This is a genomic window from Mycetocola sp. CAN_C7 (genome assembly GCF_015752285.1).
Classification (GTDB): Bacteria; Actinomycetota; Actinomycetes; order Actinomycetales; family Microbacteriaceae; genus Mycetocola_A.
The window spans coordinates 190,989-217,332 of the sequence record NZ_JADOUY010000005.1 but is presented as its reverse complement, the minus strand read 5'-3'; the positions used below and the strand labels follow the sequence as shown (position 1 = coordinate 217,332).

General features: G+C 66.9%; 22 protein-coding genes. 8 read left to right on the top strand and 14 right to left on the bottom strand.

The genetic code is table 11. The features are described 5' to 3' along the window. Positions 1-74: 74 nt before the first annotated feature. The 3 genes from IWX78_RS12800 to IWX78_RS12790 are packed head-to-tail and all read right to left on the bottom strand — an operon-like array spanning position 75 to position 3,538. Positions 75-1,568, bottom strand: a complete 1,494-nt coding sequence (locus IWX78_RS12800; protein ID WP_196833926.1) for a sensor histidine kinase — start codon at positions 1,566-1,568, stop codon at positions 75-77. Positions 1,569-1,620: 52 nt separating this feature from the next. Continuing rightward, positions 1,621-2,859 carry an AAA family ATPase gene (locus tag IWX78_RS12795; RefSeq protein ID WP_196833925.1) on the bottom strand — a complete coding sequence of 413 codons (1,239 nt, stop codon included), beginning with the start codon at positions 2,857-2,859 and terminating at the stop codon, positions 1,621-1,623. A 4-nt stretch (positions 2,860-2,863) separates the two neighbouring features. After that, a complete protein-coding gene (locus IWX78_RS12790) occupies positions 2,864-3,538 on the bottom strand; it encodes an SAF domain-containing protein (RefSeq protein ID WP_196833924.1) in 675 nt (224 codons plus the stop codon). Between the two features lie 60 nt (positions 3,539-3,598). Here IWX78_RS12790 and IWX78_RS12785 point away from each other — a divergent pair, with 60 nt between their 5' ends. Then, positions 3,599-3,886 carry a helix-turn-helix domain-containing protein gene (locus tag IWX78_RS12785; protein ID WP_196833923.1) on the top strand — a complete coding sequence of 96 codons (288 nt, stop codon included), beginning with the start codon at positions 3,599-3,601 and terminating at the stop codon, positions 3,884-3,886. Between the two features lie 129 nt (positions 3,887-4,015). Here the strand turns inward: IWX78_RS12785 and IWX78_RS12780 are convergent, their stop codons facing one another. Continuing rightward, the gene (locus IWX78_RS12780; protein WP_196833922.1) at positions 4,016-4,621 is read right to left on the bottom strand and encodes a hypothetical protein; all 606 of its coding nucleotides are present in this window, start codon (positions 4,619-4,621) and stop codon (positions 4,016-4,018) included. 271 nt (positions 4,622-4,892) lie between these two features. Here IWX78_RS12780 and IWX78_RS12775 point away from each other — a divergent pair, with 271 nt between their 5' ends. After that, positions 4,893-5,345, top strand: coding sequence for an Rv3235 family protein (locus IWX78_RS12775; RefSeq protein ID WP_196833921.1), 453 nt, complete (start codon positions 4,893-4,895; stop codon positions 5,343-5,345). A 248-nt stretch (positions 5,346-5,593) separates the two neighbouring features. Here IWX78_RS12775 and secA read toward each other — a convergent pair whose 3' ends face one another. The 6 genes from secA to mtrA form a co-directional block, all read right to left on the bottom strand. Beyond that, positions 5,594-8,407 carry a preprotein translocase subunit SecA gene (secA, locus tag IWX78_RS12770; protein ID WP_196833920.1) on the bottom strand — a complete coding sequence of 938 codons (2,814 nt, stop codon included), beginning with the start codon at positions 8,405-8,407 and terminating at the stop codon, positions 5,594-5,596. Between the two features lie 210 nt (positions 8,408-8,617). Continuing rightward, complete coding sequence (hpf, locus tag IWX78_RS12765; RefSeq protein ID WP_196833919.1) at positions 8,618-9,280, bottom strand: ribosome hibernation-promoting factor, HPF/YfiA family; 663 nt, start codon at positions 9,278-9,280, stop codon at positions 8,618-8,620. 111 nt (positions 9,281-9,391) lie between these two features. Next, a complete protein-coding gene (locus IWX78_RS12760) occupies positions 9,392-10,078 on the bottom strand; it encodes a ComF family protein (RefSeq protein ID WP_196833918.1) in 687 nt (228 codons plus the stop codon). A 126-nt stretch (positions 10,079-10,204) separates the two neighbouring features. Continuing rightward, positions 10,205-11,887, bottom strand: a complete 1,683-nt coding sequence (locus tag IWX78_RS12755) for a GerMN domain-containing protein (protein WP_196833917.1) — start codon at positions 11,885-11,887, stop codon at positions 10,205-10,207. Next, on the bottom strand, positions 11,884-13,566 hold the full coding sequence (gene mtrB / locus IWX78_RS12750; RefSeq protein ID WP_196833916.1) for an MtrAB system histidine kinase MtrB: 1,683 nt from the start codon (positions 13,564-13,566) through the stop codon (positions 11,884-11,886). The genes IWX78_RS12755 and mtrB overlap by 4 nt, the downstream gene beginning before the upstream one ends. Positions 13,567-13,571: 5 nt before the next feature. Continuing rightward, positions 13,572-14,258, bottom strand: a complete 687-nt coding sequence (mtrA, locus tag IWX78_RS12745; protein WP_196833915.1) for an MtrAB system response regulator MtrA — start codon at positions 14,256-14,258, stop codon at positions 13,572-13,574. A 199-nt stretch (positions 14,259-14,457) separates the two neighbouring features. On the opposite strand from mtrA, the gene IWX78_RS12740 reads away from it, so the two are divergent. From IWX78_RS12740 to IWX78_RS12720, 5 genes are read left to right on the top strand one after another with little or no spacing between them, the layout of a single operon-like run. Next, positions 14,458-15,843 carry a hypothetical protein gene (locus IWX78_RS12740; RefSeq protein WP_196833914.1) on the top strand — a complete coding sequence of 462 codons (1,386 nt, stop codon included), beginning with the start codon at positions 14,458-14,460 and terminating at the stop codon, positions 15,841-15,843. Further along, complete coding sequence (locus IWX78_RS12735; protein WP_196833913.1) at positions 15,834-16,502, top strand: DUF4129 domain-containing protein; 669 nt, start codon at positions 15,834-15,836, stop codon at positions 16,500-16,502. The genes IWX78_RS12740 and IWX78_RS12735 overlap by 10 nt, the downstream gene beginning before the upstream one ends. Then, on the top strand, positions 16,499-17,722 hold the full coding sequence (locus IWX78_RS12730) for a DUF4350 domain-containing protein (protein WP_196833912.1): 1,224 nt from the start codon (positions 16,499-16,501) through the stop codon (positions 17,720-17,722). The genes IWX78_RS12735 and IWX78_RS12730 overlap by 4 nt, the downstream gene beginning before the upstream one ends. Positions 17,723-17,771: 49 nt before the next feature. Beyond that, a complete protein-coding gene (locus tag IWX78_RS12725) occupies positions 17,772-18,923 on the top strand; it encodes an AAA family ATPase (protein ID WP_334684728.1) in 1,152 nt (383 codons plus the stop codon). Continuing rightward, positions 18,924-20,231 (top strand): DUF58 domain-containing protein, encoded by a 1,308-nt coding sequence (locus IWX78_RS12720; protein WP_196833911.1) that lies wholly within the window; start codon positions 18,924-18,926, stop codon positions 20,229-20,231. It begins immediately after the preceding gene. A 339-nt stretch (positions 20,232-20,570) separates the two neighbouring features. Here the strand turns inward: IWX78_RS12720 and IWX78_RS12715 are convergent, their stop codons facing one another. From IWX78_RS12715 to IWX78_RS12705, 3 genes are all read right to left on the bottom strand, one after another. Next, positions 20,571-22,034 (bottom strand): catalase, encoded by a 1,464-nt coding sequence (locus IWX78_RS12715; protein ID WP_196833910.1) that lies wholly within the window; start codon positions 22,032-22,034, stop codon positions 20,571-20,573. Positions 22,035-22,115: 81 nt separating this feature from the next. Beyond that, complete coding sequence (locus tag IWX78_RS12710) at positions 22,116-22,553, bottom strand: Fur family transcriptional regulator (protein WP_196833909.1); 438 nt, start codon at positions 22,551-22,553, stop codon at positions 22,116-22,118. Positions 22,554-22,713: 160 nt separating this feature from the next. Next, entirely contained in the window at positions 22,714-23,709 is a 996-nt protein-coding gene (locus IWX78_RS12705) for a stage II sporulation protein M (protein WP_196833908.1), read from the bottom strand. Positions 23,710-23,726: 17 nt separating this feature from the next. Between IWX78_RS12705 and IWX78_RS12700 the strand changes: the two genes are divergently transcribed. Next, on the top strand, positions 23,727-24,575 hold the full coding sequence (locus IWX78_RS12700) for an RDD family protein (protein ID WP_196833907.1): 849 nt from the start codon (positions 23,727-23,729) through the stop codon (positions 24,573-24,575). A gap of 232 nt (positions 24,576-24,807) precedes the next feature. On the opposite strand, the gene ahcY is transcribed toward IWX78_RS12700, so the two are convergent. Then, a complete protein-coding gene (gene ahcY / locus IWX78_RS12695; protein WP_196833906.1) occupies positions 24,808-26,304 on the bottom strand; it encodes an adenosylhomocysteinase in 1,497 nt (498 codons plus the stop codon). Positions 26,305-26,344: the final 40 nt, after the last annotated feature.

Here is a 26,344-nt window from a genome sequence, read left to right as displayed (position 1 = left end):
GGCGCGGGCGAGCCGCCGCGCTGCGTGGCGGCTCAGCGGCATCCGTTTCTCCGCGATCTCTCAGCCGCGATCCGTCAGCTTCGCGAGATCCAGCGCAGCGGCACCTCGATGGTGACCTCTGTCCCTGAACCCATGACCGTGTGCCAGTCGATCGTGCCACCCAGTTCTCCCTGGATGAGCGTTCGAACGATCTGCGTGCCGAGCCCGGTGCCGACCTTGCCCTCCTGCAGCCCGATCCCGTTGTCGCGCACGAGCACGGTGAGTTCGTCGCCCGAACGATCGGCGACGATCTCGACCTCCCCGTCGCGACCCGCGAGGCCGTGCTCGACGGCGTTGGTCACGAGCTCGGTGAGAGCGAGGGCGAGCGGCGTGGCATAGGCGCTCGGCAGCACGCCGAATTCGCCGGTCTTGCGCGGGTGCACCGTGGTGTTGTGCGACGACGCGACCTCGGCGATGAGCATCAGAACACGCTCGAACACCTCATCGAAGTTCACGTCCTGCGTGAGGCCCTCCGAGAGTGTGTCGTGCACGACGGCGATCGCCGCGACCCGGCGCATGGCCTGGGTGAGCGCCTCACGGGCTTCGTCGGTGTGCGCCCGGCGACCCTGGATCCGAAGGAGGGATGCCACCGTCTGCAGGTTGTTCTTGACCCGGTGGTGGATCTCACGGATCGTCGCATCCTTGGTGATGAGCTCCCGCTCCTGATGCCGCAGCTCAGAGACGTCGCGGCAGAGCACGATGGCGCCCGCCCGTTCGCCGCGGTGACGGAGAGGGATGGCGCGGAGCGACACGGTCACCCCACGCGCTTCGATGTCGGTGCGCCAGGGCGCGCGTCCGGTCACGACCAGCGGAAGGGATTCATCGATGACCTGCTTGCCCGGCAGGATCTGCGTCGTCACCTCGGCGAGAGATTCACCCTCGAGCTCGTCGTTGAATCCCATCCGGTTGAAAGCAGACAGGGCGTTGGGACTGGCGAAGGTGGTCACCCCGTCGACGTCGAGACGGATGAGACCATCGGATGCCCGTGGGGCACCACGGCGGGGACCGGTCGGCGCAGAGAGGTCAGGGAAGTCCCCTGTGGCGATCATCTCGAAGAGATCGTTCGCGCACTCGTTGAAGGTGAGTTCCTGCCTGCTGGGAGTGCGGGCTTCACCGAGGTTGGTGTGGCGGGTGAGGACGGCGATCGGAGCCGTCGTGTTCTCCGGCGATGTGGCTGCCAGCCGACGCATGACCGGAACGGCTCGCACACGGGTGGGCGTCTCCTCGTACCAGTCCGGTGCTGTCGAGTCCGTGATCTGTCCGCTGGCGAACGCCTCCGACACCTGCGCGCGCCACTGGGGCTTGATGAGCTGACCGACGAAGTCGCGGTAGAACAGGGTGGCTGCGCTCGACGGGCGGTAGTGCGACACAGACATGAAGCTGCCGTCTGCCGTCGGAACCCAGAGCACGATGTCGGCGAAGGCCAGGTCGGCGAGGAGCTGGGCGTCGCCGACGAGCATGTGCAGCCAGTCCACATCCTCATCCGTGGAGCGGCCGTTGGCGAGGACGAGGTCACTGAGCGTCGACATTCGTCCAGTCTAGGCTGACGCGCCGGCCCGGCCGGCTTCGCCAGCGACCCGGTCATCCGGTACTCACAGACGCGAGGATCCGGCTCCGTCGGAGCGCTCGCCTGCGGGGAGCGATGACGGCAGCGGGCAGGATCCGGTCGCGAGCCAGGCGGGCGATCGCCGCCAGCGCCGGGGAGCGCGGGCTCACATCGCGCAGGGCTCGACCGGCCAGCAGCGCGGCATCCGTTCCCCGGTCGTCTGCGGGAACGAGGACCGGGTCCCCGATGCCGCCGAAGCGTTGCAGGGTCGCCCGCACCTGGCCGTTCGGGTTCAGCCCTGCCACCCCCGCGCGGACCTTGTTGACGACAGTGGTGATCGGTCGATCTTCGGTCACCTCGACCAGGTCGGGGTATGCCCGCAGGTATCGGGCGAGGCCGATGGGGTCAGCGGCCGCGACCGCGACGATGCGGTCCGCCGAACGCACAGCGGCCAGGGTGGCGGCATTGCGACGTGGGGCGAACAGGTCGCTTGAGATCTCCTCGTCGTTCTCGAGGCTGAAGCCGGTGTCGATCACGACGTAGTCCGCCCAGTCCCGGCAGGCGGCGATCGTGCGGGACACGCGCTCGGTGCTCAACTCGGGCCAGCGCGCCGCCCGCGGTATGCCGGTGAGCACGTTGAGTGTGCCGCCATGGACCGGGTACGGCTGCCTGATTCGCTCGAGTTCGGCCGTGGTGAGTCCGTCCTGGCCTGCGAGCCTGCAGGCGGCCGCGAACCCGGGTGCTTCGTCGAGCATCCCGAGGATGGGGGCGATCGATGCGCTGTGGGTGTCGGCGTCGACGAGAGCGACCGCGTGGCCGGCCGCGGCGAGTTCGGTAGCCAGGCAGATCGCGACGGTCGTGCGGCCGGGAGCTCCCGCAGGGCCCCAGACCGCGAGGACGGTGCCGTTCTTGTCGATCGCAGACGCCACCTCGACCTGGACACCACCACGGATGGCCGCGTCGATGACCTCGATGGCCGCGTCGGCGTCCACCACGTCGTACAGGCCGAGCGCCGCAGCGTTGCGTCTCCCGGCTCCGTCTGACGCCAGTGCGAGCACGCGGATGCCACGCCGGTCGCAGGCTGTGAGCAGGGAGGGAGTCAGCCGCTCGGCGTCGGCCGAGACAAGCAGAACGTCTGGCCGCCGTCCGTCGAGGGCCGCGATCGGATCGGTGAGTCGGCCGATCCGCGCGTCCACCCGGTGGCCGCGTTCGACGAGCGCGGAAACCAGACGGTCCTCGTCGTCCCGGTCGAGAGCGAAGGCGAGATCGGCCACCGCGTCACCCGGCCGGGACGATCGAGATGGCGTTCTCACCAGACAGTGCGGCGAGCAGCGCAGCGACCCGCCCGGTCGGAACGAGCACTTCGACCCGCTCACCGGTTCCGGCGGCGACGAGACCCTGCTGTTCGACCACCCGCACGACGCTGACGTCGGAGACGATCACCGTGGGAGGAGCGAACGACCCGTCCTCCTGCTGTTCGGCCGACCACACATCGACCAGCGACCCGGTCTGCACCGAACCGGCCAGGGCGAGCGATGACGGAACGACGACGGCGCTGACCTGCACCTCGGCATCCGTCCGAACGGCGGAAAGAGGCACGAGTTCGCCTGCGAACACCGTCCGGGTGACGACGAGGCCAGCTGCAGGCAGCGCCGTCAGGTAGCGTTCCCCGGCCGAATCGAGCCGGACGTTCACCACGGCGAGATCGTCGTCGGTGACGGTATCGCCGACCGAGAGCGTCGACGTCGCGGTCAGCACCGGGCTGGACCGGTCGGCGGCCCGGACGACTCCCCAGACGCCGAGAATCGATCCGATGATGAGCACGACACCGATCGCCAGTCGGGGGTCGAATCCGATCCGGTGTAGTCGACGCGACGCCATGATCACCTCCAGCGTGAGAGTGGATGCCGCACCCGGGTGCGGATTCACCCATCGTGCCAAGATGTGCGACACGACGAGAAAGTTATCCACAGACGGCCCCCACCGTCACGGGCTGGCGGAATAATCAGTGCCATGGATACGGTTTCCTCCGACTCCGTCGGTCGCTTTCTCACGGTGGCCGACACGGCCGACCTCCTCAACATCTCGACGGCTGAGGTCATCGAGTTGGTGCGGTCGGCCGAGCTTCCGGCGATCCACGTCGGTTCTCCGGGACGCTGGCGGATCGAACGAGTCGTGCTTGAGGCGTACATCGATGGCAAATACGAGGAATCCAGGCGGATGGGACTGTGGCGCCAGGCGAACCTGGCGAGCCTCCCCGAGGTGTCCGACGGAGCCATCGTGCGCCCATCCGACGCCTGACGCACCGCGGGTTAGTTTCCGAGCGAGCCTCCCCGGCGACCACCACGCGCGCCGCCGACGGCACGCCGGTCCCGGCGGTGGCCCCAGCGTGCCCCACGTGACCGGGAGGCCGGATCGATCGTGCCTTCCTCAGAGCAGGATCAGGGCGATCCCGGCGAGGGGAACGAGCCGATGGTGGCTGACGTTCCTTTCGCGGCGCGCGGCACCGCGCTCATGCACCGCAAGGTCGACGTGGTCTCCCGCGACCCGGTCGAGCGTGCCGCCGTGAACGGCCGGCGGCATCGACCGGCAATGGAGTTCGACGTAGACCCGCCGACGGCAGAGGTCACGCAAGGCGAAGGACATCCCGATCCTGTCGGTCAGCCGTGGCGCCTGCTCATCGCGGTCGGGAACGGAGAGACTGCGAGTGATGTCGCTCTTCGGCAGGGTCACACCGGCGATCGCATCGATCGGTACGATGCAGGCGCCGGATGCTCCGTCCCGGCCGACGAGGTCGGCACTCATCCAGTCCCGGCCGAAGGTCTGCGGCAGCACGGTGATCATTTCGCCGGTGACGAGTTCGAGGACCACCTCGGCACGATGGCCGTCCCTGCCTGAGAACGTCTGGAGCCGGTCGCGGAGGGTGAGTCGACCGACCCGGAGCCTGTGCTCTTCGGCGCGTTTGTCGAGTTCCTCCGCATGCAGCTCGTGTTCGAGCTGGCTTTCAAGGTCGTCGAAGAGGCTGTCCCAGCGCATGGTTGGAGAGTAGCGACTCCCCTCGCCGGCGCGGGAGAGTTATCCACAGTTTGAAATGTGGGGTTTACAGCGGTGATCAGACACTGGGAGAGTAACTCGTCATAACGAGCCCGACAGGGCAATGCTGACGCAGGCAGTGCGTGGACCCGAAACAGGCATCCTGTCACCGAGCGAGACGACGACCCCGGCAGTGGGCGTCCCGCCCAGACCTCACCAGGTCGCCGTGCCCACACCCAGGTTGTTTCCGCGCACGTTTTCCACGGAGCCTCGCATGAACTCCCCGTCTGCCGGCGAACCGGCATCCCGCCCGTCCGGCACCAGCCAGGCGCACCTTTCTTTCGATCCCGACCAGTTCTTCGGCAGGCAGAAGACGCCGACCGGGCAACTCCCTCCGCCTGAGCCTCTGCTCGAGAACCTCACCCGGTGCGTCATGGAGGTTCTCGCCGGGGCCCGCGAACTCGACCAGCTCGCCAGGTGGATCTCCGAAGACGTCTACAAGCACCTTCTCAAACGCCAGGTCGTGTCAGCGCGGGCTCGCCAGGTCAAGGGACTGCAGGCCGTCCGGCCCTTCCTGAAGATCGGGCGGATCACGACGTGCGAGCCACGCGACGGTGTCGTCGAAGCCGTGGTGATGGTTCACCAGCGCGCTCGATCCCGGGCGGTGGCCATCCGGCTCGAAGGGATGGACCGTCGCTGGCGAGCGACGGCGATCTCCGTGCTCTGAGCGCGGTGTTGTGCTCGGTACGACGCTAGCTCGCGTCGCACAGAGTCATGCCGCGACGACCCTTCGTGACCATTTCATGCCGCGACCACCTCCGTGGCCACTCCGCGCCCCGTGCAGGTCTCGATGTGCCGCGAACCGTCGTCCGGGGCATCCGCAAACGGCGCAGTGCGGCGACTCGTCGCCCGACCACGCACGACGCCCCCGGCCGGATCTCCGGTCGGGGGCGTCGTGTCTGCGCGGGCTGGCCGCTACTTCTTCTTGCCCTGCGCACGACGGTCGGCGCGGTTGCCGGCTGGAGCCGCCGAGCCACCCTTCTGGCCAAACGCTCCGCGAGCGGCGGGCTGCGCCTCCTGGGCAGGGGTCCCACCGGTGCGCGGTGCACCGGTGACCTCTGTCACCTTCTGCGCACGGGCAGTCGCTGTCTTCTCGATCTGCCCCTTCTGGTTGCGGACCTCGACCTCGCCGCCCTCGTTCGCCGCAGAGAAGCTGAGCTTCTCTTCTTCGTCGTCCGGTCGGGTGAGTCCCTTGGCCTCCACAGACGTCACCTCTTCGGTCGCGCCCTTCTTGACTTCGACCTCGAGGTTGAACAGGTAGCCGACGCTCTCCTCGCGGATCTGCCCCATCATCTGCTGGAACATGCTGAAGCCTTCGCGCTGGTACTCGACAAGCGGGTCACGCTGGGCCATGGCTCGCAGGCCGATGCCGTCCTTGAGGTAGTCCATCTCGTAGAGGTGGTCGCGCCAACGCCGGTCGACGACCTGCAGCACCACCCGGCGCTCGAGCTCTCGCATGGCGGGCGAACCGAGCTGTTCTTCACGGTTCGCATACGCGAGTCGGGCATCCGAGAGGATCTCGCGACGCATGAAGTCGCGGTTGATCCTGCCCTTCTGGCCGGCCTCGGCGACGACCTCATCGATGGTCAGCGAGATGGGGTACAGCGTCTTGAGGTCGACCCAGAGAGCGTCGAAGTCCCAGTCGTCGCCGTTGCCCTCGCCGATGTGCACGTCGAGCACCTCGTCGATGACGTCTTCGAGGAACTTCTGCGTACGCTCGTGCAGGTCGTCGCCCTCGAGGATGTGACGGCGGTCGGCGTAGATGGCCTCACGCTGACGGTTGAGGACGTCGTCGTACTTGAGCACGTTCTTGCGGATCTCGGCGTTTCGGCCCTCCACCTGCGACTGAGCGCTGCGGATGGCACGGCTGACGACCTTCGACTCGATGGCCATGTCGTCGGGGACCCCGCCGCGGCCCATAAGCGCTTCTGCTGCGCCGGAGTTGAACAGGCGCATGAGGTCATCGGTGAGCGAGAGGTAGAAACGGCTCTCCCCCGGGTCGCCCTGACGACCGGACCGGCCGCGGAGCTGGTTGTCGATACGCCGTGACTCGTGTCGCTCGGTGCCGAGTACGTACAGCCCGCCGGCGTCGATGACTTTCTCGGCCTCTTCATTGACCTCGCTCTTGACAGCAGTGAAGACGTCATCCCAGGCCGCCTCATACTCGTCAGGTGTCTCGGTGGGGCTGAGGCCCTTCTGGTTCATCTCCTGAACGGCGAGGAACTCGGCGTTTCCACCGAGCATGATGTCTGTGCCTCGACCGGCCATGTTGGTCGCGACGGTGACCGACCCGAGCCGACCGGCCTGGGCGACGATCGCCGCTTCCCTGGCGTGGTTCTTCGCGTTCAGCACCTCATGACGGATGCCCTTCTTCGCGAGCAGGCGGGAGAGGTATTCGCTCTTCTCCACGCTCGTCGTTCCGACGAGGACCGGCTGGCCGTTGGCGTTGCGTTCGGCGATGTCTTCGACGACCTGGGCGAACTTCGTCTCTTCGTTCTTGTAGACGAGGTCTGACTGGTCGATGCGCTTCATCGGTTTGTTGGTGCGGATGGGCACGACCCCGAGCTTGTACGTGGACATGAACTCGGCCGCCTCGGTCTCGGCGGTACCGGTCATTCCGGCGAGTTTGTCGTACAGACGGAAGTAGTTCTGCAGGGTGACGGTCGCGAGAGTCTGGTTCTCGGCCTTGACCTGAACACCCTCCTTGGCCTCGATGGCCTGGTGGATTCCCTCGTTGTACCGACGGCCCATGAGGATTCGACCGGTGTGCTCGTCGACGATCATCACCTCGCCGTTCATCACGACGTAGTCCTTGTCCTTCTTGAACAGCGCGCGTGCCTTGATCGAGTTGTTGAGGAAGGAGATCAGCGGAGTGTTCGCCGACTCGTAGAGGTTGTCGATGCCGAGGTAGTCCTCGACCTTTTCGATACCGGTCTCGAGCACACCGACGGTGCGCTTCTTCTCGTCGACCTCGTAGTCTTCGCCTTCGACCAGGACGGTGGCGAGCCGGGCGAACTCGGCGAACCAGCGGTTCGCCTCACCCGAGGCCGGACCGGAGATGATGAGCGGGGTCCGTGCCTCGTCGATGAGGATGGAGTCCACCTCGTCGACGACCGCGAAGAAGTGACCGCGCTGCACGAGGTCCTTCGACTGCCAGGCCATGTTGTCGCGGAGGTAGTCGAACCCGAACTCGTTGTTCGTGCCATAGGTGATGTCTGCTGCGTACTGTTCGCGGCGCTGCTCGGGCGTCTGCCCGGCGAGGATGACACCGGTGGTCATGCCGAGGGCACGGAACACCCGGCCCATGAGCTCGGACTGGTAGGTGGCGAGGTAGTCGTTCACGGTGACGATGTGCACGCCATTGCCGGCGATCGCGTTGAGGTAGGCGGGGAGTGTCGCGACGAGCGTCTTTCCTTCACCGGTCTTCATCTCGGCGATGTTGCCGAGGTGGAGAGCTGCTCCACCCATGAGCTGGACGTCGAAGTGACGCAGGCCGAGGGTGCGCTTCGATGCCTCACGGACAGCAGCGAATGCCTCGGGCAGCAGGTCGTCGAGCGACTCGCCGTTCTCGTGCCTTTCACGCAGTTCGACGGTCTCGTTGCGCAGCTCCTCGTCGGTGAGGGCGGAGAAGTCGGGCTCGAGTGAGTTGACTGCCGTTGCGATGTTCTCGAGTTTCCGGACCACTCGGCCTTCGCCCAGGCGAAGAACCTTCTCTAGTACTGAGGCCACGTATTGCACTCCACTTTGATCTCTGGCACGTTGTCGCAACGTGCTGCCATGCCGTGTGCACGGTGTGGTCACCGGCGTTCCTGCCGACGACCCCCTCTATGTTAGTCCGGTGCGGGGTGAGAGCATCCTGAATCCGCGCGGATCGGTTCCCCCTGAACGTGGCTCACGCGGGTACCCGTCCGGGCACCCGCGTGAGCATTGGTCGGACGGTCAGGCCCGCTTCTTCTCGTCTCGTGCGTCATCGTCGAGTCCGATCACGCCGTAGTCCCAGCCTTTACGGCGGTACACGACGCTCGGTCGGTCGTTCTTCGCGTCGACGAAGAGGAAGAACGGATGCCCGACGAGTTCCATCCGGTCGACGGCTTCGTCGACGGTCATGAACTCGGCAGGGAACACCTTTTCCCTGATGACGACTGGGCAGTACTCATCGTCATCCGATGCATCATCCTCGACGGCGGCAATAGTACCTGTGGCCACCCTGGCGATCGTGTCGAGGTCAGCCGGCTGGACGTCGATTCCGCTGAATCCCGCGGCGCTGGCCGCCTGGAGCGACGTCCGGCGTTTGCCTCGAAGCACCTTCTTTCGGTCCTTGGCCCTGCGCACCTGTTCAAGGAGTTTCGCGATTGCCAGATCGAAGGCGACGTACTTGTCTGAACCGGCGGCCTCCGCTCGCACGAGTGGTCCTGGGCCGATGAGCGTCAACTCGACGCGATCATCTCCTGGTTTTCCGCTCTTGTCGTGGTGACGGCTGACTTTGACCTCAAAGGCCAACGCCCGGTCCGACAGGTGGGCGATCTTCTCCGACTTTTCTTCCACGTAATCGCGAAAGCGATCGGTGAGACCCAGGCCTTGTCCGACAATGTTAGTTTCCACGTCAACCTCCCTGATGTTCGGCGTGCCGCCACATTTCCAGGGCGGTCCTTTCACGCCTTTTGCCCCACCGTAGTCCCGCCGGCCTGATAAGTCACTCAGCAAACTGTGCGGTTACGACGTCGGCGGGAGGTATCGCGGTGTCGCCGCGATCACCGCGGCACCGATGACGGTGCCGCCCGCATCGACGAGAGCCCGGCGGGCTTCCCGCAGGGTCACCCCGGTGGTGACCACATCGTCGACGAGCAGGAAAACCCGCTCGTCACCGGGACTCCTGCTGCGCAGCGATCCGGCAAGATTTTCTTCGCGCGCGCTGCTTCCGAGCCCGATCTGGTCGAGTGGCTGGCGGTTCCAGCGCAGCGGATGATCGAGCTTCAACCCGGTTCGCGAGACGACGACGTCAACCGGACGATAGCCGCGCCTGCGGTACGCGGCGCGCGTTGAAGGAACGGATGCCAGCACGACACCGCCGGGGCCGAAGGCGTCGACCGGTGCGCCGAAGAGACCTTCCGTCACCGCAGCGACGATCGCGGTCCTGAGCACCAGCGACAGAGCTCGTGCCGTGTCGGTGCGCTGGTCGTTCTTGAGCGCGAGGATGATGCGCCGCGACGGGCCGCTGTACCCGGTTCCTGCCCACACCGGGAATCCGGGGTCCAGGTCGCGGCGAAGAACCGGACCGGCCATCGTGGCTGCGCACTGTTCGCACACCGAGACGTTCGGCTGCCGGCACCCGGCGCACTCCACCGGGAACAACACGGCGAGCGCCTCACGTGCCGCGCCGACGAGCGATGATCGCAGCATTCATTCAGCCTGACGTGACGGCCGCGTCGGCGACGGACCCCGGGGAATCCGGTGAGAACGGCCTGGCCGAGGTGTTGCTGTGGTGGGAGGGTCAGCCCGGGCTGCCGAGCTGGGTGGCGAGGAGGGTCAGCCCGGGCTGCCGAGCTGGGTGGCGAGGAGTGTCACGTCCGTGCCGACGACCTGCCAGGCCGAGGTGCGCAACGCGGTGAGATCTCCGTTGGAGAGAACGGCGCGCAATTGCCGGAGTCCGCTCCCCGCGACGAGGGAGATGGCGCCTGCCGGCCCCTGGAGAATCTCGGACGGCCCGCCGATGATCTGCTCGACGACCTCGGTCGATCCGTCTGCCGCCGTCGTGAGCGTAGCGACCGTGAGGTCGTCGACCCAGGTGGTGGTCACTGCCGTTCCGGTTCCCACGGCGAGCGCCTGAGCGTCACCGAGGCGAACGGGCAGGTCATCGCCGTCTCGCTGCACACCGGCGACGAGGAGGCGCGCCTCGTCACCGACCCTGACGAGGGCGAGGATGCGCGTGCCGTCTCGCGAGACGGCGATCGACAGGATCGAGGATGCCTCGGGCCAGCTGGTGAGGACGGCCGACTGGGTTCCATCGGAGCGGGAGACGATCACCGACCCTGGCGCCGACGCCGGGACACTCCAGATGTAGCCGAACCGGTCAAGGGACGGCGCGATCAGACCGGGTCGGGCGTCGACCCGGAGCGGGTCAGGTCCAGACGCGCGTACGGCGAAAACACCGTCAGATGTCTTCGCTGCCGCGAGCGTGTGGGACGCGTTCACGACGGCGGCCGTCGGAGCGAGGGCTTCGACGCGGCCAGACAGGCCGTCCAGCTTCTCGAGGGCATCGCCCGTCGAGAGAAAGCCGAACCCGTCCTCGCCGAGCACGAGCGGACGGGGATCGACGCGCGGAGGCGCGACAGTCAGAGCCGGGATGTCTTCGGTGTTGTTGTTCACGGTGATGCTGACCGAATTGATCGATGACACCCCGGTGAGACTGCCGGAGAGCTGCGCCTGCATGCGCTGGAGGGTCACGTCATCGGCCTGGAACACCTCACTGCTGAGGTCGATCTGGGCGACGTCGCCCACGACGGGAACCGCATTCTTCGTCAGGGTCGTCCCCTCGGGGAATGCGGTGGTCACCGCACCGGTGAGGAGGGGGCCAGGACCGTCGAGAAGCGCTTTGACGATCCTCGTTCCGGTGGACGTCCGTGACGGGAACCAGCGCAGGTCGGGCACGAGGTAGGTCCAGGACGGGTCGAAGAACGTGACGGCATACGAACTGAACACGTCGCTGAAGCTCTGCCGGTCGAGGATGACCCGGTCTGGCGCGACGCTGATCCGCCACTCGTCCTTCACCTTGGTGAAGCTGTAGCCCTGGGTCAGCGGGGTACGCGAACTGAACTCGGTGTATTCGCCCTGCGCGTTCACCTCGGCGAGAGGGGCGACCGTCAACTGCATCGAGAGGTCGTCGACGGAGAGGTAACTGCGCTGCGCTGACTCGTCGACGACGACGTTGAGGTCGGGGTTCCACTCGGTCTTGAGATCGGGTGCCAGGTATTCCCGCGCCGTCGCATAGTCCTCCCTCGGACTGGATGCCGCGCCGATGAAGCCACGCAGGATCTGTTCCTGGCTGGCTCCGGCGCTCGGCCCCTTCGGGTTGAACTGGAATTCGGCATCCTCGGCACCCTCGACCGGCTGGCCGATTCGCGGCGCACCCGACTGCGGGATTCCAGCGCACCCGGAAAGCGCAAGGGCCGCGACGAGGGCGACGGTTGCGGTCCAGAACCGATTTCTCATACCCCGACTCCGTTCTCTCTCGCGTTGTCCGGCTGCTCGGCATTCGTGCTGCCTGCGGGATCGATGTCATCGGGCTCAGGATCCGCGTCCACGGGCGGCAGCGGGATCGGTGACAGCGTGACCTCTCCCCCGAGCACACGCGGCAGCGTGAGCCGGAAGCAGGAACCCGCCCCGACCCGTGACCAGAGTTCGAGAGAACCTCCGTGGAGTTGGGCGTCTTCGAGCGCGATGGCGAGCCCCAGTCCCGTCCCGCCGATCGTGCGCTTGCGCGAGGGGTCTGCGCGCCAGAACCGGTCGAACACCCGCAGGGCATCCTCATCGGTCATGCCGTGCCCGTAGTCGCGAACCGACAACGCGACCGCCTGCTCGTTGCTGTCGACCGTGATGACGATGGGCTTGCCTTCGCCGTGTTCGATCGCGTTGCCCAGCAGGTTCCGTACGACCCTGCGGATGCGGCGCGGATCGATCTCGACGTCGGAGTAGCCGCCCGGTGCCACCAGTCTCACGTCGGAACCCTTCTGCTCGGCGAGCGACGCCATCCCGTCGATCGAATCCTCGGCGAGGTGCACGAGGCTGTGCGGTTCGAGTTCGAGCTGCACGGACCCGGCGTCGTAGCGGCTGATCTCGAGGAGGTCGGCGAGGAGGAGTTCGAAGCGCTGGGTCTGGGTGTGCAGCAACTCCGCGGTTCTGGCGGTCGCAGGAGGGAAGTCGGCACGCTGGTCGTAGAGGACGTCGCCGGCCAGGCGCATCGTGGTGAGTGGTGTACGGAGCTCGTGCGAGACATCGGAGACGAAGCGCTGCTGCACCTGTGAGAGATCGGCCAGTTCCTTGATCTGGGATTGGAGGCTGTCTGCCATGCCATTGAACGATCGCGCGAGAGTGGCGAGTTCGTCCTCACCTTTCACCGGGATCCTCACCTCCAGGTCTCCCCTGGCAAGTTGCTCACTCGTCTCGGCCGCCACCCGAACCGGGTTGGCCACGAGCCGCACGATCACCCACGCGACGGCACCGACGAGCAGCAGCAGGGTCAGACCACCGACGAAGAGGGTGCGCTGGACGAAGAGCAGGGTCTGCTCGGTGTCAGTGAGGTCGAAACCGATGTAGATCTCCCAGCGGCTGCCCTCCGGGAGCGTGATCTGGGAACCGACCACGATGCCGGGCACCCGGCCGCCGTCAGCAGTTGTCAGCGACACCGACTGCCACCACTGCTCGTCGGGGTTGTCCTGCACCAGCCCACGCAGCTCGTCGCTCACCACATCCTTCAGCCGGACGTTCTCGAAATCCTGCGGCCCGGTGGGGCTGGGCTCCTGGCCCGGCGAACGGTAACCGGCGATCATCGTGCTCGACGATGTGCGCGCGATCTCCTCACGCGCTGCGCCCATCAGCTCCTGTGTGCTTCCCCTGCCCTGGTCACTGGACGAATCGAGGATGCTCTGGGCCGCTTCGATCGCGCGCGCTGAATCCTGCTGCACCTGGCTCACACGCGACTGGAACAGGTCGTTGCCGATGGTCAGCGACATGTAGAAGCTGCTGATGAGCAGGGCGAAGAGCGACAGGGCCAGCGTGACGACGATGGTGCGGAACTGCAGGGACCGTCGCCAGGAACGCGCGGCGCGAGCCGGCCACGTCCTCCAGTTCGCGAGCCGGATGCCCGAAACGCCCTGGCCCAATCCCATCATCTCTTTCAGGCGGCTGCGCCGGCGCCGGCGCGGTACCCGACGCCGCGCACGGTCATGACGATGCGCGGGTTGTCCGGATCGTCTTCCACCTTGGCTCGCAGCCGCTGTACGTGGACGTTCACCAGTCGGGTGTCTGCCTTGTAGTGGTAGCCCCAGACCTGCTCGAGGAGCATCTCGCGGGTGAAGACCTGCTGTGGCTTCGACGCCAGGGTGAGAAGCAGGTCGAATTCGAGCGGTGTGAGGTTGATTCGCTGATCTCCGCGCTTGACCTCGTGGCCGGCGACGTCGAGGGTCAGGTCGCCGATCGACAGCGAATCCTGCGACGTCGGTGACGCCGGCCGGAGCCGCGTCTTGATCCGCGCGACGAGTTCCTTGGGGTTGAACGGCTTGACCATGTAGTCGTCGGCGCCGGATTCGAGCCCCTTGACGACATCCGCAGTGTCGGTTTTCGCGGTGAGCATGATGATGGGCACCCCTGACTCGGCCCTGATGCGGTTGCAGACCTCGATGCCGTCGATGCCAGGGAGCATGAGGTCGAGGAGCACGAGATCTGGCCTGGACTCGTGGAAAGCGTCGACCGCGCCGGACCCGTCCGCGCAGAACGAGGGCTCGAACCCTTCGGTGCGAAGGACGATACCGATCATTTCTGCCAGGGCGGTGTCATCGTCGACCACCAAAATCCGTGCGTTCATACGCCTCGTTCTCGATTCGTGTGCAGGTCCGCTTCGGGTACGCGACCATGCAGTACCTTCCTTCAGGTTAGCTGCAACCCGGTGGCAGTTCGCCGAGAACCGCCAGGGGACGGATGCCCGGACGGTCGTGGTGCCGCTGAGGCTGGTGTGACACGATGAGAGAGCGCACGTTGTCGAACAGCCTGAGGGAGCCGCTGGAGTGACCACCGACGAGAACTGGCAGGACCCCGCGGACGCGGCAGGACCGAACGGTCAGGGAGAGCAGCGACCGCACCAGCCGGCGGCAAGCCCGCCCTACTCCGCCCCCGCACAATCAGCCCCGGACCAGCCGTTTTATCCTCCGAGGCCGCCCCAGGCGGCACCGCCAGCGTGGCACAGCCCCGACGGTCGGTCCAGCTGGCAGCAGCCACCAGCTCAGCCGTACCCTCCGGCGCAACCGGGCTACGGAGCGCCGCCGGTCGGCCAGAATCCGTACCAGCAACCGGCACAGCAGGCTCCGTGGGGATACCCGGGCATGCAGCAGGGCCCGTCTGCACCGCCGGCCTGGGCCCCTCCCCCCAAACCGGGGCTCATTCCGCTCCGACCGCTCGGATTCGGGACGCTGCTCGGTGCCCCGTTCCTCACCCTGAAGCGCAACCCGAAGGCGACATTCGGAAGCGCGCTGCTCGTGCAGGCGATCACGGTGGTCGTCAGCCTGATCGTGATCGGTCTGGTGACCTGGTTCGTGATCTCACGGATCACGACCGCTGCGCCGGAAGATGTCGAGACTGTGGCTGCAGGGGGGATCACGGCGATCATTCTCGGTTCGATCATCCCGTTCCTCATCAGCATCGCTGGAACGGTGTTCCTTCAGGGCGTCATCGTCACCGAAGCAGCCCGATCGACGCTCGGCGAGAAACTCACGCTCAAGGCGACCTGGAAGGCGACCTGGCCGAGACTGGGAGCACTGCTGCTCTGGACGCTTCTCGCCGGAGCCGCCGTCTCCATCGTTCTCGCGGCGATCATCGGGATCGTGTGGCTCCTGGTCGTTCTCGGCGGAGGGTTTATCGCGGCCGGCATCATTCTGGCCATCCTCGCCGGACTCGCCCTCGTGGTTGTCGGTGTGTGGCTTGGGGTGAAACTCTCCCTAGTGCCCAGCGCGATCGTCCTCGAGCGGGCAGGAGTTCTCGCCGCCGTGCGTCGCTCCTGGCGGCTCGTCGACGGATACTTCTGGAAGACGCTGGGAATCCAGTACCTGATCGCGTTCATCGTCGGCACGGTGTCGCAGGTCGTCCTCACGCCGATCACCATCATCTACACGATGTCCGTCAGCGTGCTCGACCCGACCGGGGCGACCGCGGAGGACTGGATTGCGCCCGCCGTGCTCTATGTCGTCCTCATCATCGTGTCGCTCCTCGTGGCATCCATCACCTCGGTCGTCCAGTCGGCGACACTCGCCTTCATCTACATCGACCTGCGGATGCGTAAAGAGGGACTCGACCTCGAACTGATCCGGTTCGTTGAGGCTCGCCAGTCCGGTGACAGCTCGGTGCACGACCCCTATCTGCTGCGCACCGGGTCTCCGACGGGTGCTCCATGGGCCTAGTGGGCACCGTCCGTTTCGACGTGCCGGTGGTGCCGGATGCGCCTGAGGCGCGCGACTGGCTGCTCCAGGAGCTGTCACGGCCGGAGTACGCTGCCGCGCAACCGAGCCTGTTCGATGTGCTCAGTCAGGAGTTCTTCGCCTGGCTTGCGCGCTTGTTCCAGCCAGGGGACTCCGTTCCCCTCGACTGGCTTCCCGTTCTGATCGTCGGGCTCGTCGTTGTCGCTCTCGTCGTCGCCCTCCTGATCTGGGGTGTGCCGCGAGCGAACCGGCGCAGCCGCCCCGCCTCCGGGCTGTTCGGTGACGCCGATCGCCGGACCGCTGCCCAACTCCGCTCCGCAGCAGCGAAAGCAGCGGCTGAGGCACGCTGGACCCTGGCCGTTCTGGAGCAGTTCCGGGCGATCGCCCGGGGCCTCGACGAACGCACCGTGGTCTTTGTCAGCCCCGGAACGACCGCCCACGATTTCGCGGGCAGGGCATCGTCGGCTTTTCCTGCGGTCTCGACCGAACTCCGTGAGGCAGCTGACGTGTTCGACCGGGTCAGGTACCTCGGCGAAGACGGCACTTCCGACCAGTACCAGCGGCTCCGGGCACTCGACGGTCGCGTGCAGAGTGAGACCCCGGCCGTTCACGAGACCATCGAACGGATGCCGGTCGCATGACTTCGACGACGCAGCTCGCCGATGCTCCTGCAGACGACCGGGTGCTGACCCCCCGTGCCAGGACAGTCGCCCGTCGCGGCCTGTTCTGGGCCGGGGTCGCCGTGGTCTGCGTTCTCGTCGTCGGCGCCTCTCTTCTCCTGACCCGCGGAGGAGGAGCCAGCGGCATACCGCTGGATCCGACCAGCCCGGCCCCCACCGGTGCGAAAGCGGTCGCCGAGGTGCTGCGCACACAGGGTGTCGACGTCATCATTCCCGACGGATACGACGACGCGCTCGCCGAGGCACAGACGCCAGGAACCACGCTGGCGCTGTACGACCCGAGCGCCTACCTGTCAGATGAGCGGCTCACCGACCTCGTCACGGACGCCGGCGACGTCGTCGTGCTCTCCCCCCACTTCCGGCAGTTACAGACGCTTGAACCGGATGTCCGCGCGGCAGGACAGTCCGACCCGGACATCCCGCTCGAGAGCTCCTGCTCCGTCGGGGCGGCTGAACGCGCCGGGACGATCAGCGCCGGTGCGACACTCGCCTTCTCCGACGAGACGGATGCCGTCGGCTGCTTCCCCGCCGAGACCGGCGGATTCGGCGTCGTCGAGCTTCCGCTCGACGGCGACCGGCTGACCTTCGTCGGCCCGACCGAACTCTTCTCGAACGACGCTGTCATCCTTCACGGCAACGCCGCACTCGCTCTCGGGCTGCTCGGCGGCACCGACCGCCTCGTCTGGTACCTGCCGACCGTGGCCGATGTCGAAGCGACCGGACCGCCCAGCCTGCAGGAACTCACACCGCCCTGGCTCGTTCCCGTCACCTCCCTCCTGGCGATCACCGCCCTCACAGCCATGTTCTGGCGAGGCCGTCGGTTCGGTCCGCTCGTCGCCGAGGACCTCCCCGTCACCGTTCCTGCTGGCGAGACCATGGAGGGACGGTCGAGGCTCTACCAGCGCACCGCAGCACGAACCCGGGCCGTCGACGCCCTCCGCATCGGTGCGATCGGACGCCTCGGCAGCACCCTCGGCCTGCCGCGGACGGCCAGCGTGACCGACGTGTCGGATGCTGCTGCCGCGACGCTCGGACGGCACCCCGCCGAGGTACGCGGCATCCTCGTCGACCTGCTTCCGGCATCCGAACGAGATGTGGTCGCGCTCTCGGACTCGCTCCGAGACCTGGAAGCGGCGGTCACCGCCGCCGTCGACCCGCGGCCACCCCGGACTCGCTCATGAACCCGACCATCGCCATCCGCCTCCACCGACCGAACCGGAAGAACGCGCCATGACCTCACCGACACCGTACGGACAGCAGCATCCGCAGGGATACCCCCAGCCTCAGCAGCCTCAGCAGGCACCACAGCAGCCGCAGGGGGCCCCGCAGGATCCGGCTGCTCAGCCGCACCGGCAGCCACAGCACCACCAGCAGTCGCCGCACCAGCAGCCGCCGGCCCGCCGAGCGGCCCCGCAGGTCGAGTCTCCTCGGACCACCGAACTGCGGGAGAAACTCGCTCAGGTGCGCCGTGAAGTCGGCAAGGCCGTCGTCGGGCAGGAACCGGCCGTCACCGGGCTGATCATCGCCCTGCTCGCCAAGGGTCACGTGCTTCTCGAGGGAGTCCCCGGGGTTGCCAAGACCCTGCTCGTTCGCACCCTCAGCCAGGCGCTCGACCTCGACACGAAACGGGTCCAGTTCACACCGGACCTGATGCCGGGCGACGTCACCGGTTCGCTCGTCTACGACGCGAAGACCGGAGAGTTCGAGTTCAGGCGGGGCCCGGTGTTCACGAACATCCTGCTCGCAGACGAGATCAACCGGACGCCACCGAAGACGCAGTCCTCGCTGCTCGAGGCGATGGAGGAACGCCAGGTCTCCACCGACGGCCGGACTGTGCCGCTGCCAGACCCGTTCGTCGTCGCTGCCACGATGAACCCGATCGAGTACGAGGGCACCTACACGCTCCCCGAAGCTCAACTCGACCGCTTCCTGCTCAAACTCGTACTCGACGTACCCGAGCGTGACCTGGAGATCGAGGTGCTCAGACGCCACTCGGCCGGGTTCAACCCGCGCGACCTCGCCGGGGCCGGCGTCACCGCCGTGCTCGGAGCGGCCGACCTCGCCGACGCCCAGCGCGCAGCGGCCGCCACCGGGGTGAGCCCGGACGTGCTCAGCTATATCGTCGACCTCGCGCGGGCGACACGGCGGAGCCCGTCGGTGCGAATGGGCGTCAGCCCACGCGGAACCACGGCTCTCCTCGCCGCCGCGAAATCGTGGGCCTGGCTGAGCGGGTATGCCTGGGTCACTCCGGACCACGTACAGGCGATGGTGCTGCCGGTGTGGCGACACCGGCTCCAGCTCCGCCCGGAAGCGGAACTCGAGGGTGTCGGATCGGATGCCATCCTGCGATCCGTCCTCCAGCAGGTGCAGGTGCCGATCTAAATGATCGTGTCGGGGAGGTTCGTGGCGCTCGTCGGCGTCGGTGTGGTCCCGGTCATTCTGATCGGCTCGGCCACAGGCGAGCCCGGCCTCGTGCTGGGCGGGTGGCTGCTGTTCGCTGTCGCGCTGGGCATCCTCGACATCGCCCTGGCGGCATCCCCCCGCCTTCTCGTGCCTACGAGGTCACTTCCTGCACGGGTGCGGCTCGGCGAAACGGTCACCAGCGAGCTGTACCTCGCCAACACCGGGAAGCGAACCCTGCGAGCGATCGTTCGGGATGCCTGGCAGCCGTCGGCGGGCGCAGGCGTGCGACGCAGCCGCGTGACAATCCCTGCCGGGGAGCGCCGACTGGTCGTGGTGCCGCTCACCCCGTTCCGGCGCGGTGAACGCCGGGTCGACCTCGTCACCGTGCGGTCGTTCGGGCCACTGCGGATGTGGGCACGGCAGGCAACGCTGAAGAGCGCCGGGCACATCCGCGTTCTTCCACCGTTCAACGCCCGCAAGCACCTGCCTTCGCGACTGGCCCGCCTGCGCGAGCTCGACGGGGCGACGAGCGTGATGGTGCGGGGGCAGGGCACCGAATTCGACTCCCTGCGCGAATACGTCCGCGGTGACGACGTGCGTTCCATCGACTGGAGGGCGACGGCGCGGCGCCAGGACGTCGTCGTTCGGACCTGGCGCCCCGAACGCGACAGGCGCGTCGTCATCGTGCTCGACACGGGGCGCACATCGGCGGCGAGGGTGGCGGACGAGCCGCGCATCGACACGGCGTTCGAGTCAGCACTGCTGCTGGCCGCTCTGGCCACCAGGGCCGGTGACCGCGTCGACCTCATCGCCTACGACCGCCGGATCAGAGGCCGGGTGCAGGGGGCGACCGGAGCCGATCTGATGTCGAAACTCGTCGACACCATGGCCACCATCGACCCCGAACTCCTCGAGATGGACTGGTCGGCCGTTCCGTCACTCGTCCGCGGAGTGACGAGCCAGCGCTCTCTCGTCGTTCTGCTCACCTCGGTGGATGCTCCCGGCGCCTCCACCGGGTTGCTCTCGATGCTCCCCCAGCTCACCCAGCGGCACACCGTCGTCGTGGCATCCGTCACCGACCCGGCCGCACTCGACGCCAGCAGGACGCGTGGCAATCGCGACGAGGTCTACCTCGCAGCGGCAGCCGAGCGGGCGCTGCTCGACGTCGGCCGGGTGTCAGGAGCCGTCCGGCAGCTCGGTGCGGATGTCGTGACGGCCGCGCCGGCTGACCTTCCGCCAGCCCTCGCCGACCGGTACCTCGCGTTGAAGGCGGCCGGGCGGCTCTAGGTGTGCGAGTCCGGCGCCGTGCGGGTCGTACGCGAGCGGGCCCGTTCCGACGGCATCCGTCCTCCGGCCGCTCAGAACCTCGCGTCCCTCGGGAGAACCCTGCACGCGCAGGGATTGCTGCAAATTCAGGAGAGCCCGGCACGCTCAGGAACCTGCTGCAAATTCAGGAGATTCGGGCGACACGCCGTGATGGGAGCGCGACCATACGGCGTGTCGCGACGGATCTCCTGAATTTGTGGCCGGTACGCGCGGCGAGGGGGACGCAGGGCACGAAGCGCCCAGAAACGCACGAAGGCCCGGCACCCGCGAGAAACGGATGCCGGGCCATCGGTGAGTGGGTTACGCCACGCTCACAGCAGCGAGCGCTGCGCCCAGCTTCGATCCGAGCTCGATGTCGACGTTCGACCAGTAGGCGATCGCCCGTGCACGGATCTCGGGGTTCACAACAGCGCCGACGTGGCCGGTGATCTGGGCGAGCAGGCGGGCTTTCGCCGCGTCATCCATCACATCGCGGTACAGCGTTCCGGCCTGACCGAAGTCGTCGTCCTCGGGGTGCAGTGTTGCCGAGGTGCGCAGCAGCTCACCGTCGTTCTGCCATCCCGGAGCCTCCGCAGCACGCACGGGGTCGGCGTGCGGGCCTCCGAAGGAGTTGGGCGCGTACACCGGGCGGTCGGCCGGCGGGAACTCGACCCGCGCTGCGCCATCCTTCGAGTAGCTGTTCACCGGGCTCTTCGCAGCGTTCACCGGGAGCTGGGCGTGGTTCACACCGACGCGGTAGCGCTGGGCATCTGCGTAGGAGAAGATCCGTGCCTGCAGCATCCGGTCGGGGCTCGCGGCGATTCCTGGCACGAAATTCGCCGGCGAGAACGCCGCCTGCTCGATCTGCGCGAAGTAGTTCTCGGCATTGCGGTTGAGGGTCATCGTGCCGACCGTGATCAGCGGGTAGTCGGCGTGCGGCCAGACCTTCGTGACGTCGAACGGGTTGAATCGGTAGGTCTTCGCGTCTTCGTATGGCATGACCTGCACCGAGAGGGTCCATCTCGGCATGTTGCCCGCCGCGATGTTCGTGTACAGGTCATGCTGGTGGAAGTCGGCGTCCTGGCCGGCGATCTCGGCCGCCTGCTCGCCGCTCAGCACGGCGATGCCCTGGTTGGTCTTGAAGTGGTACTTCACCCAGAAGCGCTCGCCTGCGGCGTTGATCCACTGGTAGGTGTGCGAACCGAATCCGTCCATCTGGCGCCAGGATGCCGGAAGGCCACGGTCGCCCATGAGCCAGGTGACCTGGTGTGCGCTCTCGGGTGACTGGCTCCAGAAATCCCACTGCATGTCGTTGTTGCGCAGGTTCGACCCCGGGAGGCGCTTCTGGGAGTGGATGAAGTCGGGGAATTTGATGCCGTCACGGATGAAGAACACCGGGGTGTTGTTGCCGACGAGGTCGTAGTTGCCCTCTGAGGTGTAGAACTTCAGAGCGAAACCGCGGGGGTCACGCCAGGTGTCTGGGGAACCCTGCTCGCCGGCGACCGTCGAGAAACGCGCCAGCATCTCGGTGGTCACACCGGGCTGGAACAGCGCTGCCCGAGTGTACTGCGACACATCCTCGGTCGTCTCGAACACACCGAACGCTCCGCCGCCCTTGGCGTGAACGACGCGCTCCGGCACGCGCTCCCGGTTGAAGTGGGCGAGCTTCTCGGTGAGGTAGCTGTCGATCAGCGGGATGGCGCCGTCGGCACCGACGGTGAGCGACTGTGAGTCAGCCTGAACGGGGGTGCCGGTGTTCGTGGTGGTGAACGAGGTATCGGACATGGATCTCCTTGTGGTTTTGCGGGCAGAGAATGGCAAGCGCCCCGCTCGCTGGCTGCGTGCGGGATGCGGAAGAGTACGGCGTCAGGCGACGGGGCCTGCCGCGCAATCGGGGCAGAGCCCCCAGTAGGTGACCTCGGCGGTTGTGATGGTGAACCCGGATGTCGACGATGGGGTCAGGCAGGGTGCATGTCCGACGGCACAATCCACGTCACCGATCGCTCCGCAGTTCGAGCAGACGATGTGATGGTGATTGTCGCCGATGCGTAACTCGTAGCGAGCGGGCGAACCGGCCGGTTCGATACGACGCACCAGACCGGCATCCGTCAGCGCTCCGAGGATGCCGTACACCGCCTGAACGGACGTGTCAGGGAGCGTCGGGGTCACCGCCGCGAGCACACCAGCTGCGTCGGCGTGCGGCTGCGAGCTGAGCGCCTGCAGCACGGCGACGCGTTGTTCGGTTGCACGGAGTCCTGCGGCACGAAGGCTCTCGCGCAGGTCAGGCATCTCCGTGGTGGTCATGTCTCGACACTATCGATTGTTTTGAATCATTCAAAACTAGGACGCGCCCGGGCGCGTCGCTCACAACGGCGGCGGCGGCGCACGCCGGCGGGGCATGCTGACGGCTCATTCTGTTCGGTCAGACAGCCGTCCTCCGCGCCTCGATGCCGCGGGCGACAGCTCAGCTCGCGTAGATGCGAGTGGCGCCGGCCTCGAACGCCGTGAGATCACCGGTCTCACCAGCACGGTAGGCCCGGCGGCCGACCACGAGCATGTAGAAGAGGAAGGCGCCGAGCGCGGCAGCCCCGATGCCGATTTTCACCGGCCAGGGCCACGGCTGGGGCGTGACGAAACCCTCGATGATGCCGGAGACGAACAGAACGAGAACCAGTCCGATCGCGACGGCGAACAGTGCCCGCGCATCCTCGGCGAGCGCCTGGCCGCGGGTGCGCGTCCCCGGTGACACCCAGGCCCAGAAGATGCGGAGCCCGCCAGCAGCCGCGACGAAGATCGCCGTGAGTTCGAGCATCCCGTGCGGAGCGATGTAGAGGAAGAAAGTGTCGCCTTCGCCGACGCTGAACAGGACGGCCGCCGAGGTGCCGATGCCCTGCGCGTTCTGGAGGATGACATAAGGCACCCAGATGCCGGTGATGCCGAAGGCGATGCACTGCGCGGCGATCCAGGCGTTGTTCGTCCAGACCTGGCCGGCGAATGATGCCGCCGGGTTCTCCGAGTAGTAATCGATGAAGTCCTCAGTGGCGTAGCGCTTGAGGTCTTCATCGTTACCGAAGTTGGCGAGCACCTGCGGGTCGCCGAGAATCCAGGCGGCCCAGAGTCCGGCGACCACGATGGTCGCGAGGGCGACGGCGAGGGTCAGCCACCTCAATCGGTAGAGCGCAGCAGGCAATTGGAGCACGAAGAACCGCGGAAGCTGGCTGAGCACGTTCGACCCGGCCGACGTGAAGCGGAGTCGGGCTTTCGACAGGCTCACGCTCAATCGGTCGCCGTGGACGGTGGACCCTGCCGTGGTCTTGATCGCCGAGAGCTGGGTGGCGCCGGCCTGGTAGCGGTCGATCAGTTCGTCGGCTTCGGCGCCCGACAAGGAGCGCTTCGACGCCAGGGCGTCGAGGCGCGTCCACTCATCGCGGTGTGCGGCGCTGTAGGCATCGAGATCCATCTGCTTAGATACTATTCATGGCAGAGCCCGTCGGCACACTTTCGAACACGCCGGACTCCTCCGAGCTCGTCACAGGCGAGGCCGTCGCGCTCGACGTCCAGTCGACGAGTTTCATCCTGCGTGCTGCAGGGGCCATCATCGACTTTCTCACCACGGTCGTGCTCGCCGCACTGATGTTCTGGCTCCTCTTCGTGCTCGCCAGCCAGGGCCTCATCGACCAGTCGGCCACCGCGGCGTTCACGACATCGATCATCGTGCTCAGCTGTGTGGTCGTGCCCACGGCGGTCGAGACACTCAGCTCGGGCCGCTCGCTGGGTAAACTCGCCGTCGGCTCCCGGATCGTGCGCGACGACGGCGGGGCAGCCGGATTCCGGCACGCTTTCATCCGCGCCCTCGTCGGGTTCTTCGAGATCTACATGACTCTCGGGGGCGTCGCGGCCCTCACCGGCCTGCTCTCCTCCCGCTCGAAACGCCTCGGCGACCTCCTCGCAGGCACGTACGCCCAGCAGGAGCGCGTTCCCCGCATCACCGACCCTGTGTACGGGATGCCCCCCGAGTTGGCCGGCTGGGCACAACTGGCCGATGTGGGACGGATGCCAGACCGCCTGTCACGCCGGATCGCGCAGTTCCTCAAGCAGGCGCCGAAACTGACGCCGGGAACGCGATCGCGACTGGCCGCCGATCTCGCCGCCGAGGCATCCGTCTGGGTGTCGCCTGTTCCCCGCGTCGACGCTGAACTCTTCCTCTACGCTGTCGCTGCTGCCCGCCGCGACCGCGAGTACGCCGCCCACCTGCTCGAACGTGAGCGGCTCGCCCGTGTGCAGCCGGTCCTCACGGGCCGTCCGCACAACTTCCCCGACCGGTAGGCGCGGCGACCGCTTACGTTCGGCCGTCGCGAACGCCGGGTTTCGTCGCCGATAGTCGACACAGGCGACGGATGACGCAAGGGCACGATCACACGCCCCGGCTCATCCGTTCCACATGCCAGGTTTCGTCGCCGAAAGTCGACACAGGCGACGGATGCCGCGCCGGGCGAACGCCGCCAGGGTTCAGCGGGCATCCGCGCCGACGCCCGGCGACGCCGTCGTGAGCGGAAATTCAGTACCGGTAGTGATCGACCTTGTACGGGCCGTCGACCGACACGCCGATGTACGCGGCCTGCTCGGCGCTCAAGGTGGTGAGCTGCACTCCGAGGGCATCGAGGTGCAACCGGGCGACCTTCTCATCGAGGTGCTTGGGCAGCACGTACACGCCGACCGGGTAGTTCTCGGTGTGGGCGTAGAGCTCGATCTGGGCGAGAACCTGGTTGGTGAACGAGTTGCTCATGACGAACGACGGATGCCCGGTGGCATTTCCGAGATTCATCAATCGTCCTTCGCTGAGGACGAGGATCGACCGACCGGTCGGGAGACGCCACTCATGCACCTGCGGCTTGATCTCGATGCGCTCGGCACCGGCGAGCGACTCGAGACCGGCCATGTCCACCTCGTTGTCGAAGTGGCCGACGTTCGCGACGATGGCCTGGTGCTTCATCCGCAGCATGTGCTCGGTGGTGATGACGTTGAGGTTTCCGGTGCCGGTGACGAAGATGTCGACCTGCTCGACCACGTTTTCGATGCGGGCGACCTGGTAGCCGTCCATTGCGGCCTGCAACGCGCAGATCGGGTCCACCTCGCTGACGATGACACGGGCACCCTGCCCGCGGAGGGCCTCAGCTGCTCCCTTGCCGACGTCGCCGTACCCGACGACGAACGCGACCTTGCCACCGATGAGCACATCGGTTGCGCGGTTGAGGCCGTCAGGCAGCGAGTGGCGGATGCCGTACTTGTTGTCGAACTTGCTCTTGGTGACCGAGTCGTTGACGTTGATCGCGGGGAACAGGAGGTCACCGTCCCTGAACAGCTCGTAGAGGCGGTGCACACCGGTTGTCGTCTCTTCGGTGACACCCATCAGCTCGGCGCCGACCCGGGTCCAACGATCGGTCGACTCGGTGAGTGAGCGGCGCAGCAGGTCGAGGACGACCTTGCCTTCTGCGCTGTCGGCAGCGGTCGGCTCCGGCACGGCGCCCGCGAGCTCGAACTTGCGGCCGTTGTGCACGAGAAGAGTCGCGTCTCCGCCATCGTCGAGGATCATGTTGGGGCCGATCCAGTCGGCGCCGGCCGCTTCGGCCTCTGCCGACCAGTCGAAGATGCGCTCGGCGCAGGCCCAGTACTCCTCGAGCGTTTCGCCCTTCCAGGCGAACACCGGAACGCCGGCCGGAGCATCGGGGGTTCCGGTCGGTCCGACAGCGATCGCTGCGGCGGCTTCGTCCTGGGTGGAGAAGATGTTGCAGCTGGCCCAGCGCACCTGAGCGCCCAGGGCGACGAGGGTCTCGATGAGCACCGCGGTCTGCACCGTCATGTGCAGCGATCCGGCGATGCGAGCACCCGCAAGTGGCTGCGACGCACCGAACTCCTCGCGGAGCGCCATGAGTCCTGGCATCTCATTCTCGGCCAGGCGGATCTGGTGGCGTCCCGCCTCGGCGAGGGAGAGGTCGCGAACCGAGAAGGCGGTCGAGGAGTCGAGAACGGATGCTGCTGGGGAAGAAAGCGTCATGAGCTCATTCTCGCAGACCGCAGGTGGGTGTGAACCGGCA